Below are 12806 nucleotides of genomic sequence, written 5' to 3'. Positions count from 1 at the left end.
CTTCTACTTCTTGCCGAGGCTCAGCCCGCCGAAGCGCTTGTTGAAGCGCGCAACCTGGCCGCCCGTATCGAGCAGCTTCGAGTTGCCGCCGGTCCAGGCCGGGTGCGCTGTGGGATCGATGTCGAGGTGAAGCGTGTCACCTTCCTTGCCCCAGGTCGAACGGGTCTGGAACTTGGTCCCGTCGGTCATTTCGACGGTGATCATGTGATAATCGGGATGCGTATCGGACTTCATCTGATTTTTCCTTGGGTTAGCCGCTGGTTTCCGACCAGCAGCGAAAGGATGAGCGGCGCCTCTACAGAAGGAGGCGCCAGGTTGCAACCGACGGTCAGGCTGGCTGACGCTGGTCCACTTGGAGGGCCGGCAACATCCGTTCAGCTAACGCGAAGCCGCCGAACAGCAACGTAGTATAGAACAAGTCGCCAGCAAGGCTGTTCTGGAAGAACGGGATCGCCGCGACGTAGCAGGCCTCGAGCCCGGTCAGGGTGTGCGGATAGAAGCCGCTGAACCACCACATGCCGAGGTTGGTCAGGACGAAGAAGAGCAAGGAGCCAAAAACGGCTGCGCTGCCGATGCGTAGCGCGGAACGGCGCTGCAGGGCGAGCATTCCGATGACCGCGACGAGTGCCGTGCTCAGGTAGACGGTCGCCATACCGTGATAGAAACCGAGCACCAGATCGCTCAGCAGCAGGGCTGCGAGCGGCGCCACGAAGGCCAGCGCGCGCCGGCCGAGATACGCACCACTAAAGAGCGCCATCGCGCCGATGGGCGTGAAGTTTGGCGGATGGGGCACGAGGCGGAGTGCGGCCACGGCGAGAATTGCCGAAAGCAGCGCAAGCAAGCGGGTGTTGGCGTTCATGACGTGCCGTTTAGCGCCAGATTTCGCGATTTGACAGCCCAAGTCGCGAGCGACTAGCAGCCGCCACCGACTAGGGTGCCGCCCACAGCTTCTGCTGGCGGGGGCGGTTCAAAGGGAAGCCGGCGAAATTCCGGCACTGTGCCCGCAACTGTGAACGCCGAGCCTTTTCGGCGAAGTCAGGAACCTGCCTTGGTCCGTCGTCCGTTTCCTTGGCCGGGACCAGCCATGGGACGTGGGGCAACGCTGTGTGAACACAGCGATCCCTCCGTGACGACTTCGTCAAAGGAGGATTGAATGCCCGTACCCCCCGTCCCTGCCGACCAGATCGTCATCACCGCGTCCCACGCGCCGCAAGCGCAAGATCAAACCGCAGCCAGCGTTTCCGTCATCGACAGGCAACTCATCGACAGCCTGTCCGAACCATTGCTCAGCAATCTCATCCGCCTGACGCCTTCGGCTGCGGTCGTCACCTCCGGTCCCGCCGGTTCCCTGACCGAAATCCGCATCCGCGGCGCCGAAGCCAACCATACCTTGCTGTTCGTGGACGGCATCAAAATCGACGACCCCGCGTCAGGCGACACGCCTCGGTACGAGATCCTGAATGCCGACTTGGCGTCGCGGCTTGAGATCGTCCGCGGGCCGCAATCGGCACTGTGGGGATCGGAAGCGATCGGCGGCGTGATTGCCGTCAACGGGGTCGACGACGTTGATGGCTATTCCGCGAGCGCAGAGGCCGGTTCGTTTGGATCCGTTCGCGGCAGCGGCTCGGCGAGCTACGCCGGCGAGCGTACGAGCCTGAGCGGCGCCATCGGCTTCCAAAGAGCCCGTGGCATCAACAGTGTCGAGGGCCCGGGCGACAAGGACGGGTATCGAAACCTGTCGGGTCGGTTGCGCGGGACTTGGCGACCGACCAACTTGCTCCACGTCGGCGCGTCGCTACTGGCCCTTACCGGCCGCTCGCAGTTCGACGGCTTCGACCTGTTCACCGGGGCTCATACCGACACGCTGGACAATAGTCGCAACCGGCTGACGGCGGGACGCGTGTGGGCAATCTACGGCGATGACGCGTCGGACTGGCGGGCGAAGGTCGCCGGCACATTGCTTGGGTCTTCAAACAAAAATTACCTCGCGGAACTCGAGCAGAACCGGACTCGCGGCGAGCGTCGCAACCTATCGGCCCAGTTGGAGCGGAAGCTGACGACCGGCGCTGTCACCCACCGTCTGATCGTCGCCGCGGACACCGAGCGCGAAGAGTTCCATGCCCGCGACACGGCTTTCGGCGGTTTCACGAACCAGGACCGCACCCGCCGCCACACTTCCGTCGCCGGCGAATGGCGCGCGGAGACCGACAGCGTAGCCGCCGACGTCGCGGTCCGGCACGACAGCTTCGACCGCTTCAAAGACGCGACGACCCTTCGCGCGTCCCTGCTTGGCCAGCTGGGTCACGGCTTCGCCCTCGCCGGCTCCTATGGGGAAGGCATAGCGCAACCGACCTTTTTCGACCTGTACGGCTTCTTCCCTGGAAGCTTCGTCGGCAACCCCAATTTGAAGCCGGAAAGTTCACGAGGGTTCGAGCTGTCGCTTCGTTATCGGCGCGGCACTGTCGGCGCCTCCCTGACCGGCTATCAGCAGCGTTTGCGCGACGAGATCGTCAACAACGCCACCTTCACCAGCGTCATAAATGCAACGGGGAAGAGCAAGCGCTCCGGCGTGGAGGCAACGCTCGATTGGATGCCGACTGCCGCCATCCGCCTGTCGGCGAACTATGCCTATTTAAAGTCCACGCAGCTGGATGCTTTGTCTGGCGGACAGCAGACCGAGGTTCGCCGCCCGAAGCACAGCGGCGCAGTGGCGGTCGATGGCAAATCGGGGGCATTCACTTACGGCGCCTCGCTCGCTTACGTGGGCAAGCATCTGGATAATCGCGACGTCTTCCCGTTCGACCGGGTGACGCTTGGATCATACTGGCTGGCGGATGCACGCGTGGCTTACGCGATAAGGCCCGGCGTCGAGCTGTTCGCCCGCGGCTCGAACCTTCTCAACCAGCACTATCAGGACGTGTACAGTTACCGGACCAATCCGCGCGGGCTGTTCGGCGGGGTCCGCCTCAGCCGTTGAATATCAGGCCGGAGGGTCGGCGATCATCGCCGTGAATTCGCATTCGGTTGCAACTTCGCCGTCGAGCATGGCCTTGCCGGAGAACTTGCACACCCGCGAGCGCTTCTGGAGGAATTGCACCTCTAGGCGGAGTAGCACGCCGGGTTCGACAGGCTTGCGAAACTTCACGTTGTCGATCGACATGAAGTAGACGAGCTTGCCGGAACCGGCGAGACCAAGGCTTTCTACGGCCAGCACGCCGGCAGCCTGGGCCAGCGCCTCGACCTGCAGGACGCCGGGCATGATCGGCCTTCCCGGGAAATGCCCCTGGAAGAATTCTTCGTTCATGCTCACCGCCTTGATCGCGACGATGCCCGTGTCCGGGTCGAGGCTTTCGACCCGGTCGACGAGCAGCATCGGATAGCGGTGCGGCAGCGCCGCCATCACCCGCTTGATGTCGAGCGGACCGCCCGATGCGGATGTGGCGGCGCCGGCCGGTTTATCGTTCAAGCTTAGCGGCCCTGCGGCTGCGTGCGCTGCTGCTGCGCCGGCTGAGCCGGAGCGGTAGTCGAGATCGACGGCAGCGCCGCGTTCAGCGCGGTCAGGACGTCATTGGTGACGTCAAGCGCCGCACCGCTGGCGAGCGTGGTGCCGATTTCGACCATCAGGTTGGCGCCGCGCTTTTGCATCACCTGCGAGTAGATCGGACCAAGCTTGTCGCCGATCTGCTTGTTCACATACTGCTGATTCAGGCCGATCTGCTGCTTGCCACGCTCCAATTCGGCCATCGCCTGCTGACGCTTCGTTCCAAAGGACTGTACGCGAGTCTTCAGCGCCGCGTCGGGCTCCTTGCCATTCAGCGCGTCGATCGCAGTCTGAATGGACTTTCCTTCAGTTTCGAGGGGCGTGCCCAGGGTACGCTCGCGGTTCTGCAGCGCGGTCACCTGGCCTTGCAGGGCGGTAATAGCGGTACGGCACGCGTTGCACGTGCTGGTCACCTTTTCGATGTCGACAACGGCAACGACGGCCGCGGGAAGCGCCTGCGCCTGCGCGACGGAAGGAATGGCGACCGCAGTCAGCGACGCGGCAATGAGCAGAGTTTTCGTCATCAGAATTGAGTTCCTACGTTGAAGCTGAACAATTTGGTGTCGTCCCCTGGTTGCTTGAGGAGCGCCTTGGCAATGTCGATCCGCAGCGGACCGAACGGCGAAACCCAGTTGACGCCGACACCGATCGTCAACCGTGGCTTCGGCGAATTGCCGAGGAAGAACTCCTTGTATCCATCGATGCGCGCGTAACCGGTCGGGCAGTTAATGCCCTGCCCGGGCGCAAGCCGGATTTCATCCGCGGGAACCGTCTCCGTCGCCGCCCGCGAACAAATCGTGGTGTAATCGCTGAGGTTGGGCTGCGTGACCTTCCACAGCGATCCGACGTCGACGAAGGCCGAGGGACGGAGACCGAGGCTTTTGAGGCCGGAACTCACCGGAAACTCCAGTTCCAAACGGCCCATGTAATAGGCACGGCCACCAATGGCGTCCGTCGTAATAGCCTTAGCGTCGGTGAAGCCCACCGCATTGCAGGTGACCGTTTGGTCCGCATTTGTGGTAGAATCGGTACAGGTATAGTTCCGGCGCTGAATGCGGGGGCCGATGCCGCGGATATCGAAGCCGCGAAGACCCGGATCAAAGAACCGATCGGTCAGCCGGATCGCGTCACGACCGGGTCCCGGCGATTTTTGCAACGGCGCAATGAAGCCACCCTCGCCGTGGAGCGAGACGACCCATCCTCCGCCAATGCTGCGATACTTGGTCGCGTCGACGCGCGAGCGCAGATAGCGCACGTCGCCACCAAGGCCGGCAAAATCCTGCGACAGGCTCAGCCGCTGTCCGCGGGTCGGATGAAGCCCGTCCGTATCGTCGTAGATCGTAGACACGCCGATCAACGACGTCAGACGCGTGCCGATTTCGTCACACAGGTAGCGACCCGCGAGGTCGGGGTTGCAGGTGCCGTTTGTATAGAACGTATTCTTGTCGAGCGAGAGCTTGTCGTTGCTCAAGCTGTAACGGCCGCCGAAACTCCAATATTCGGTGATCGGGAAGCCGAACCGCAGCGCACCGCCGGTGCTAGTTTGCGAATAGGTCGTATTCCGGTTGTTGCCGATGAAGTTGAAGCTGCGGTAATCGCGACGGAACAGGTTCGCGCCGACGATGATCGACTTATCCAGGAAGTAGGGATCGGTGAAACCGAGCTCGACCGACTTCGAATATTGCGACCAGTTCAGCGAGGCATCCAGGGATTGGCCCTTGCCCATGAAATTATTTTGCGAAACTGCGAGCTGGACTACGAAGCGCTCCAGGCTCGAATAGCCGCCGGAAAGGGACAACTGACCGGTCGGCTTTTCTTCAACGTTGACGCCGAGAACCACGCGATCGGGCGCCGACCCTTCGGTCTGCTTGATCTCCAGCTTCTCCTGGAAGAAGCCCAAGCTCTGAATCCGGTCCTGGCTGCGCTTCACGCGAAGCGCGCTAAACGCGTCGCCCTCGTTCAGGCGGAATTCGCGACGAATGACCTTGTCACGGGTCGCGGTATTGCCGGTGATATCGATCCGCTCAACGTAGACGCGCGGCGTTGGCGCGACCTTGATCGTGAGGTTCATCACCCGCTTTTCGGCATCGCGATTATAGGCGGGACTGATGTCGGCGAATGCGTAGCCAAGGTTGCCCGCTGCCTCGTTGAGGTTCGTGACCGCGTCTTCAACCTGCTTGGCGTTGAACCAGGCGCCTGGCTGAATTTTCGCTTTTGCGAGGACCTCACTGTTCGGGAAGTCGCGAAGCGCGCTGTCGGCCTCGACGGTGCCGAATTTGTAGCGGGGACCTTCCTCGACGACGTAGGTGATCACGAAGTCGCGGCGGTCCGGCGTCAGCTCGGCGAGCGCCTGAACGACGCGGAAGTCGGCATAGCCCTGCGTCAAATAGAAGGCGCGCAGCTTCTGCTGGTCGGCTGCGAGGCGGTCCGGGTCGTAGGTGTCATTGGACTTCATGAACCCAAGCAAACCACCGGTCTGCCGCGTGTACATTTCCTTGCGCAGGCGGCCGTCTGGATAATGCGTGTTGCCGAGGATGTTGATCGCGCGAACCTTGGCGAGATCGCCTTCGTAGATCTCGAAAACGACGTCGACGCGGTTCTGATCGAGCTGGACGATCTTCGGCTCGACGCGCGCAGCGAAGCGGCCTTGCCGCCGATAGAGCTCAAGGATGCGATCGACGTCGGCGCGAGCGGCGCTGCGTGTGAAGATCTGCCGCGGCGCCAGTTTGATCTCTGGCGTGATCTTGTCGTCCTTTAGGCGCTTGTTGCCCTCAAGGATGATACGATTGATAACCGGGTTCTCACGGACGGCGATGACGAGGTCACCCGTGTCCGCGCCCGTGATCTGAACGTCGGCGAAGAGTTGGGTTGCGTAGAGGTCCTTTAGGGCTTGGTCGAGCGTCTGTGCGGTGTAGGTCTGGCCGGGGGACAGATTGGCGTAGGCCCGAATCGTTTCGGGCTCGAGACGCTGGCTGCCCTTGACGAGAATTGAGCGGATTTGACGCTCTGCCGGTGCCGGCGCGGCGACGGTCATCGCCGGCGGCGGAGGCGCGATCTGGGCCGGCGCAGCAGCCTGAGCCCACAGGGGCACCGCAGAGCCGCCAAGGACCGTCCCGACTAGAAGCAAAGAACCGGCGCGCCGGTTAAAACTCTTCGATCTTGAAATCACGCGTCCCCGCCTTGTGAGTAGTTGGTGCAGACGCGGCGCGCTCCGCCGCCAAGCCCCGGTTAGTGCCCCTGCCCCAACCCTTCTAGCCAATCAAGCGCTGTAACCGATCCCACAGGCCCAGCGAGCTCAAATCATTGAGCGTTGTAAACACCATCAGCGCGAAGAGAACCGCGAGTCCACCACGGAACGACCATTCCAGGGCTTCCGCACTGAGCGGACGCCGGCGGACGGCCTCGACGCCGTAGAACAAGAGGTGCCCTCCATCGAGCATCGGGACTGGCAACAGGTTGATGAATCCGAGATTAATTGAGAGGAATGCGAGCAGCGACACGAAGGCCAGCGGGCCCAATGACGCGCCCTCTCCCGCGACCTTGGCGATCGAAATCGGACCGCCGATCGCTTTCGGAGAAATTTGTCCGCTCATGATGCGGCCAAGGCCATCGACCGTTGAGACGACCAGCCGCCAGGTGTAATCGACCGCAGCGCCCAGCGCAGCGAGTGGGGATAGCGGCGCCAACACGGTCGACGTCGGGGCGATGCCCAGCAGGCCCTTCTTCTGTGGTTTCCCGAACTGGTCAGTAAAGGTGTCCGCCTTTAGTTGGACGTCGACGTGCCGGGCTTCCGCGTCCCGCTCGTATGTGACATCGACCTGCTCGCCGGCGCGAAGGGAAACGACGGTCCGCAGATCATTGAAAGTCGGGGTTTCACGCCCGCCTACCGACAAGATCTTGTCTCCGGGCTGGAGACCGGCACGCGCCGCCGGCGTACCTGGCTCCACCGCGCCGACGACGTTCGTCTGCGGCGCACCAAGCAGCATGAAGAAGGCGGCGAAGATCAAGATCGCGAGCAGGAAGTTTGCCGCGGGGCCGGCCAGCACGACCAGAAACCTTTGCCAGACCGGCCTGGCCTGGAACACGTGGCCACGCAGCTCCTCGGGAATGGACTCGAGATCCGCTGGATTGCTTGCGGGACTCATATCGCCCACGAACTTTACGTAGCCGCCCAAAGGCAGCCATCCGACCTTCCAGCGGGTTCCCTGCCGATCGGTCCAGCCGATCACCTCGCGGCCAAAGCCGATTGAGAACGTCTCCGCGGGAATGCGGAATAGACGCGCAACCGAATAGTGCCCAAGCTCATGGAAAAACACGAGTGGGCCCAGCATCGCCACGAATGCGACGAGTATCAGCCAGAGCGGTGGGGAGGAAAACATCTTAAGCGCAGCTCGCCTTCATCATGGCGCGGGTCCGCGCTCGGGTCACCCTGTCGACCTCCAACACATCGCCGATTGAGCGCGGCGTGTCGAATTCCGCCTCGTCGAGCGCCTGGCGTACGCAGCCAGCAATATCGACGAAACGGATGTTGCCGGCCAGGAATTGTTCGACGGCAATCTCATTCGCGGCGTTGAGCACGATCGCCGCCGCACCGCCCGCTTCCAGCGCCTGGCGAGCCAGTGCCAGAGCCGGAAACCGTTCGAGATCGGGCTCTTCAAATTCGAGCCTGCCGATCGATGCAAGGTCCAGTTTCGCAGCTGGCGTCACCATGCGCTGCGGCCAGGCAAGCGCGGAAGCGATGGGAATGCGCATATCGGCGCTGCCCAGTTGCGCGAGAACCGAGCCATCGATGTATTCCACCATCGAGTGGATGACGGATTGCGGATGCACCACGATATCCAGCCGATCAGACGGCAGGCCAAAAAGGTATGAGGCCTCGATGAGCTCGAGACCCTTGTTCATTAGTGTCGCGGAATCGACGGAAATCTTGGCGCCCATCGACCAATTGGGATGAGCGATAGCCTCAGCCGGCGTCGCATTGTCGATCGTCTCCGCTGACGCAGTGCGGAACGGCCCGCCACTGGCCGTCAGAATTATTCTTGACACGTCCTCCTCGCGGTTACCCGCAAGACATTGAAAGATTGCATTATGTTCGCTGTCGACTGGCAGAAGCGTGGTGCCGCTCGCTATAGCGGCACTCGTCATCAATGCGCCCGCAGTGACCAGCGCCTCCTTATTCGCGAGGGCCACGGTTGCACCGGCTTCCACCGCGGCCATTGTCGGCCGAAGGCCGGCACATCCGACGATGGCAGCCATGACGAAATCCGCACACGAGGCCGCTTCGACCAATGCCTGCTCACCGGCGGCCGCGCGGCAATCTGTCCCGGCAAGCAGCGACTTAAGTTCGTCAAGCTTGGTTTCGTCCGCGATTACTGCGAGGCGGGCCCCCGTGCGCCGGGCAATGTCGGCCAAGGACGCAGCGTTGCTGCCCGCGGTGACAGCTTCAACGGCGAAGCGATCGGGTTCGCGCTCAACCAAGTCCAGAGTCGACTCGCCGATCGAACCCGTTGCGCCGAGGATTGAGATTCTGCGCTTCACGTCAGTCCGCACATCTGCGCCGCTGCGGTCAGGATCGCGACCGGGACCAATCCGTCAAGGCGATCGAGAGCGCCGCCATGGCCAGGCAGAAGCGCTCCGGAATCCTTGACGCCCGCCCGGCGCTTCATGCCGCTTTCAAACAAGTCGCCCGCCTGCGCGAAGATGGCGAACACGGGCGCCAGCAACAGCAGAGGTTTCCCAAGGTCCATCGCGATTGCCCATGCGCCACCAAGTAAAGCGGCAGCAATAACGCCTCCAGCAAGTCCTTCGACCGTCTTGTTGGGGCTTAGCGTCGGAGCAAGCTTACGGCGTCCGAAGCGGCGGCCGGAGAAGTACGCGCCAATGTCGGTCGACCAGGTTACGATGAAGGCCCAGATCAGCAGTGCGAGACCGTGCACATCCCGTTCGCGGATCCACAGCAGTGCCAAGGCGGGCAACAGCGCGTAGATGAAACCGCCAAGATACCACCCAGCGCCCCAGCCTTTCGTCAGCCGGGTCCACTCGTAGAACATCAATGTCGCGATTGCGGCGACCAAGACGGCGAGGACGTAACCGCCCTGCACTGCCGCGATCAGCGCAATCGCAATCAGGATTAGGCCGGTGAGGGCGCGAACCGAAAGCTCGTTCATCGGCCGCCAAACCGGCGTTGCCGGCGCGCATAGACTGCAAGCGCATTGGTGAAAGCCGCCTCATCGAAGTCAGGCCAAAGCGTGTCAAGGAAGAGAAGCTCGGCGTAGGCGGCTTGCCAAAGAAGGAAGTTGGACAGCCGCACCTCCCCCGACGTGCGGATCAGGAGATCGAGCTCGGGCAAATCCGCGGTCTGCAACTCGGCGCCGATGGCCTGCTCGGTGATCGCGGGTAATTCGATTTCGCCGCGGACGGCCTTCGCCGCCAATCGGCGCGAAGCTGCGGCAATCTCCGCCCGCGATCCGTAATTCAGCGCCACTACCAGCGTGATCCGACTATTATCAGCGCAGCGCTCGACGGCGCGCTCCAGCCGCTCCACCAGCTCGCCGCCGAACGCGGAATAGTCGCCGATCAGCTTGAGCCGGACCTTCTCCTTCTCGAGCGTCTTAAGCTCACGCTCCAGATAATAGCGCATCAGCGCCGTGAGGTCGGAGATTTCCTCGCTGCTGCGGCGCCAGTTCTCGGAAGAAAAGGCATAAAGCGTAAGGACTTCTACACCGTTGTCGGTAGCCGCTTGCAAGGCACGCCGGACAGACTCGGCGCCGGCCTTATGCCCAGCCGCGCGCGGAAGGCCGCGTTGCTGTGCCCAGCGGCCGTTGCCATCCATGATGATCGCGACGTGGCGCGGCGTGGAGCGCGGACCGCCCCCTGCCAAGCCGGCCGCGTTATCCGCCGCGCCCGCTTTCGGGGCCGGTGCAGCGGTCACTTGCCGAGGATTTCCTTTTCCTTGGCGGCCGCGGCGTCGTCGACTTCCTTGATGGTGTCGTCCGTCAGCTTCTGCACCTCGGTCTCGAGGCGCTTGCGCTCGTCCTCGCTGATCTCGTGCTTTTTCTCATCGGCCTTGAGCCCATCCATGCCGTCGCGGCGCACGTTGCGGACGGCCACGCGCGCCTTTTCGGCATATTGGCCGACCAGCTTCGCAAGTTCCTTGCGGCGCTCTTCGGTCAGTTCAGGGATCGGCAAGCGGATCATCTGGCCATCAGTGATCGGGTTGAGACCAAGGCCCGCGGCCCGAATTGCCTTCTCCACGGGCTGCACGTTCGAGCGATCCCACACTTGTACCGCGAGCATGCGCGCTTCAGGCGTCGACACCGTCGCAACCTGGTTGAGCGGCATGTTGGCGCCGTAGACCTCAACCTGGATGGGATCGAGCAAGGCAGTCGAGGCGCGCCCAGTCCGAAGACCGACGAGATCGTGCTTCAGCGCTTCGACCGCGCCATGCATGCGGCGCTTGAGGTCGGCAGTATCGGTAGCCATGTCTTACTCTCCGTTCTCGACGACCGTTGCGATCCCACGTCCGGCGAGCACCTCGGCAAGATTGCCGGACTGCCGGATGTTGAACACCACGATCGGTATGTTGTTGTCACGGCACAAGGCGACGGCAGCGGCGTCCATCACCTTGAGGTCGTCCGCCAGCACGCGGTCGAAGCTGATGGTGTCGTAGCGCTTGGCGCCGCTCTTCTTCTTCGGATCGGCATCATAGACGCCGTCCACACTGGTTCCCTTGAACAGCGCGTCACACTTCATTTCGGCGGCACGGAGCGCAGCCCCGGTATCGGTGGTGAAGTACGGGCTGCCGACCCCGGCGGCGAAGATGACGACACGGCCCTTGGCGAGGTGGCGTTCGGCGCGGCGGCGGATCACCGGTTCGCAGACCTGGTCCATCTTGATCGCCGATTGAACGCGGGTCTCGACACCGATCTGCTCCAGCGCATTCTGCATCGCGAGCGCGTTCATGACCGTTGCCAGCATGCCCATGTAATCAGCTTGGGCGCGGTCCATGCCCTTGGCCGCACCGGCCATCCCGCGAAAGATGTTGCCGCCCCCGATCACCAGGCAGAGCTCATGGCTCTGTTCCTTGGCCGCCTTGACCTCTTCGGCCATGCTTGCGACCGTAGCGGGGTCGATGCCGAACTGGCCCTGCCCCATGAGCGCTTCGCCCGACAGCTTCAGCAAGATGCGGTTGAAACGCGGGACGGTCATGCGGCGAATGTTTCCCAGTTATGACAAAGGCGGCCCAGCCTTTATGGCCGAGCCGCCCTGTTGCCAACTGCCTTAGGGCAGCGTCGTCGGTTAGGCGACTGGCTCAGCCTTGTTGGTGCCGGCAGCTGCCGCGACTTCGGCTGCGAAGTCTTCCTGCTTCTTCTCAATGCCTTCGCCGAGCTGAAAGCGGATGAAGCCCGCGAGCGTGATCGGCGAGCCAGCGTCCTTCGCAGCAGCGGCGACGACGTCCGAAATCGGCGTCTTGCCGTCGTGCACTAACAACTGGCTAAGTAGAGCGCTTTCCTTGCGGAATTTCGCGAGGCCGCCTTCGACCATCTTCTCGACGATATTCTGCGGCTTGCCGCTTTCCTTTGCCTTTTCCATGGCGATCGAACGCTCGCGCTCGATCAGGTCGGCGTCGAGATCATCGGCGTTAAGCGCCAGCGGGTGCGCAGCGGCGACGTGCATCGCGATCTGCTTGCCAAGGGCGGTCAGCGTATCGGAGGCTGCGGCGCTCTCGAGCGCGACCAGCACGCCGATCTTGCCGAGACCCGGAACGACCTGATTGTGAACGTAAGGCACAATGGCGCCCTCGCTCACTTCCAATACGGCCGCGCGGCGCAGCGACTGGTTTTCGCCGATGGTGGCGATGTTCTCGGTCAGCTTGTCCTGAACCGTGCCGCCGCCGGGATAAGCCGCCGCAGCCAGCGCCTCGACGTCATTGCCGGTCTGCAGCGCAAGCTTGGCCACGTTGCGAACGAATTCCTGGAAGGTTTCGTTCTTGGCAACGAAGTCCGTTTCCGAGTTTACTTCAACGACCGCGCCGCGATTGCCCTCGACGGTCACGCCGACGAGGCCTTCCGAGGCGGTGCGGCCCGCCTTCTTGGCAGCAGCCGACAGGCCCTTGGCACGCAGCCAGTCGATGGCGGCTTCCATGTCGCCGTTGTTTTCGGCCAACGCCTTCTTGCAGTCCATCATGCCGGCGCTGGTGCGCTCGCGCAGTTCTTTCACGGTTGCGGCTGTGATCTCCGCCATGTCCATTGTCCTTTCGTTCCCC

At 62.7% G+C, this 12806-nt stretch carries 13 protein-coding genes and 1 riboswitch; of the genes, 1 reads left to right on the top strand and 12 read right to left on the bottom strand.

What is annotated here, in order from left to right; genetic code table 11:
* Positions 1–3: 3 nt before the first annotated feature.
* Together rpmE and QU596_RS02395 are read right to left on the bottom strand one after the other, a co-directional pair.
* Positions 4–234: a 50S ribosomal protein L31 gene (gene rpmE, locus QU596_RS02400; RefSeq protein ID WP_308516861.1), complete on the bottom strand. Its 231-nt coding sequence runs from the start codon at positions 232–234 to the stop codon at positions 4–6.
* Positions 235–328: 94 nt separating this feature from the next.
* On the bottom strand, positions 329–859 hold the full coding sequence (locus tag QU596_RS02395) for a DUF6580 family putative transport protein (protein WP_308516859.1): 531 nt from the start codon (positions 857–859) through the stop codon (positions 329–331).
* A 56-nt stretch (positions 860–915) separates the two neighbouring features.
* Positions 916–1065, top strand: a riboswitch (cobalamin riboswitch).
* Positions 1066–1153: 88 nt separating this feature from the next.
* Between QU596_RS02395 and QU596_RS02390 the strand changes: the two genes are divergently transcribed.
* Positions 1154–2977, top strand: a complete 1824-nt coding sequence (locus QU596_RS02390) for a TonB-dependent receptor plug domain-containing protein (protein ID WP_308516857.1) — start codon at positions 1154–1156, stop codon at positions 2975–2977.
* A gap of 3 nt (positions 2978–2980) precedes the next feature.
* On the opposite strand, the gene fabZ is transcribed toward QU596_RS02390, so the two are convergent.
* The 10 genes from fabZ to tsf all read right to left on the bottom strand — a co-directional run bounded on the left by fabZ (position 2981) and on the right by tsf (position 12784).
* Positions 2981–3400 carry a 3-hydroxyacyl-ACP dehydratase FabZ gene (gene fabZ, locus QU596_RS02385; protein WP_420030955.1) on the bottom strand — a complete coding sequence of 140 codons (420 nt, stop codon included), beginning with the start codon at positions 3398–3400 and terminating at the stop codon, positions 2981–2983.
* A 68-nt stretch (positions 3401–3468) separates the two neighbouring features.
* The gene (locus QU596_RS02380) at positions 3469–4065 is read right to left on the bottom strand and encodes an OmpH/Skp family outer membrane protein (RefSeq protein WP_308516853.1); all 597 of its coding nucleotides are present in this window, start codon (positions 4063–4065) and stop codon (positions 3469–3471) included.
* Positions 4065–6575, bottom strand: a complete 2511-nt coding sequence (gene bamA, locus QU596_RS02375) for an outer membrane protein assembly factor BamA (protein ID WP_308517925.1) — start codon at positions 6573–6575, stop codon at positions 4065–4067. The genes QU596_RS02380 and bamA overlap by 1 nt, the downstream gene beginning before the upstream one ends.
* Positions 6576–6792: 217 nt before the next feature.
* The gene (gene rseP, locus QU596_RS02370; RefSeq protein WP_308516851.1) at positions 6793–7920 is read right to left on the bottom strand and encodes an RIP metalloprotease RseP; all 1128 of its coding nucleotides are present in this window, start codon (positions 7918–7920) and stop codon (positions 6793–6795) included.
* A gap of 1 nt (position 7921) precedes the next feature.
* Entirely contained in the window at positions 7922–9067 is a 1146-nt protein-coding gene (locus QU596_RS02365; RefSeq protein WP_420030954.1) for a 1-deoxy-D-xylulose-5-phosphate reductoisomerase, read from the bottom strand.
* Positions 9068–9075: 8 nt separating this feature from the next.
* Entirely contained in the window at positions 9076–9708 is a 633-nt protein-coding gene (locus QU596_RS02360; protein WP_308516846.1) for a phosphatidate cytidylyltransferase, read from the bottom strand.
* On the bottom strand, positions 9705–10472 hold the full coding sequence (gene uppS, locus QU596_RS02355; protein WP_308516844.1) for a polyprenyl diphosphate synthase: 768 nt from the start codon (positions 10470–10472) through the stop codon (positions 9705–9707). Before uppS ends, QU596_RS02360 begins: the two co-directional genes overlap by 4 nt.
* Entirely contained in the window at positions 10469–11023 is a 555-nt protein-coding gene (gene frr, locus QU596_RS02350) for a ribosome recycling factor (RefSeq protein ID WP_308516843.1), read from the bottom strand. The genes uppS and frr overlap by 4 nt, the downstream gene beginning before the upstream one ends.
* Positions 11024–11026: 3 nt before the next feature.
* A complete protein-coding gene (gene pyrH, locus QU596_RS02345; RefSeq protein WP_308516842.1) occupies positions 11027–11749 on the bottom strand; it encodes a UMP kinase in 723 nt (240 codons plus the stop codon).
* Positions 11750–11839: 90 nt separating this feature from the next.
* Positions 11840–12784: a translation elongation factor Ts gene (gene tsf, locus QU596_RS02340; RefSeq protein ID WP_308516841.1), complete on the bottom strand. Its 945-nt coding sequence runs from the start codon at positions 12782–12784 to the stop codon at positions 11840–11842.
* Positions 12785–12806: the final 22 nt, after the last annotated feature.

It is taken from the genome of Sphingomonas flavescens (assembly GCF_030866745.1).
Lineage (GTDB): Bacteria > Pseudomonadota > Alphaproteobacteria > Sphingomonadales > Sphingomonadaceae > Sphingomicrobium > Sphingomicrobium flavescens.
This window is presented reverse-complemented; position numbering and strand designations above follow the sequence as displayed.

Coding starts and splice junctions, on each gene's coding strand:
- rpmE (WP_308516861.1), bottom strand. CDS start 234: ATGAAGTCCGATACGCATCCCGATTATCACATGATCACCGTCGAAATG.
- QU596_RS02395 (WP_308516859.1), bottom strand. CDS start 859: ATGAACGCCAACACCCGCTTGCTTGCGCTGCTTTCGGCAATTCTCGCC.
- QU596_RS02390 (WP_308516857.1), top strand. CDS start 1,154: ATGCCCGTACCCCCCGTCCCTGCCGACCAGATCGTCATCACCGCGTCC.
- fabZ (WP_420030955.1), bottom strand. CDS start 3,400: ATGGCGGCGCTGCCGCACCGCTATCCGATGCTGCTCGTCGACCGGGTC.
- QU596_RS02380 (WP_308516853.1), bottom strand. CDS start 4,065: ATGACGAAAACTCTGCTCATTGCCGCGTCGCTGACTGCGGTCGCCATT.
- bamA (WP_308517925.1), bottom strand. CDS start 6,575: ATGACCGTCGCCGCGCCGGCACCGGCAGAGCGTCAAATCCGCTCAATT.
- rseP (WP_308516851.1), bottom strand. CDS start 7,920: ATGTTTTCCTCCCCACCGCTCTGGCTGATACTCGTCGCATTCGTGGCG.
- QU596_RS02360 (WP_308516846.1), bottom strand. CDS start 9,708: ATGAACGAGCTTTCGGTTCGCGCCCTCACCGGCCTAATCCTGATTGCG.
- frr (WP_308516843.1), bottom strand. CDS start 11,023: ATGGCTACCGATACTGCCGACCTCAAGCGCCGCATGCATGGCGCGGTC.
- pyrH (WP_308516842.1), bottom strand. CDS start 11,749: ATGACCGTCCCGCGTTTCAACCGCATCTTGCTGAAGCTGTCGGGCGAA.
- tsf (WP_308516841.1), bottom strand. CDS start 12,784: ATGGCGGAGATCACAGCCGCAACCGTGAAAGAACTGCGCGAGCGCACC.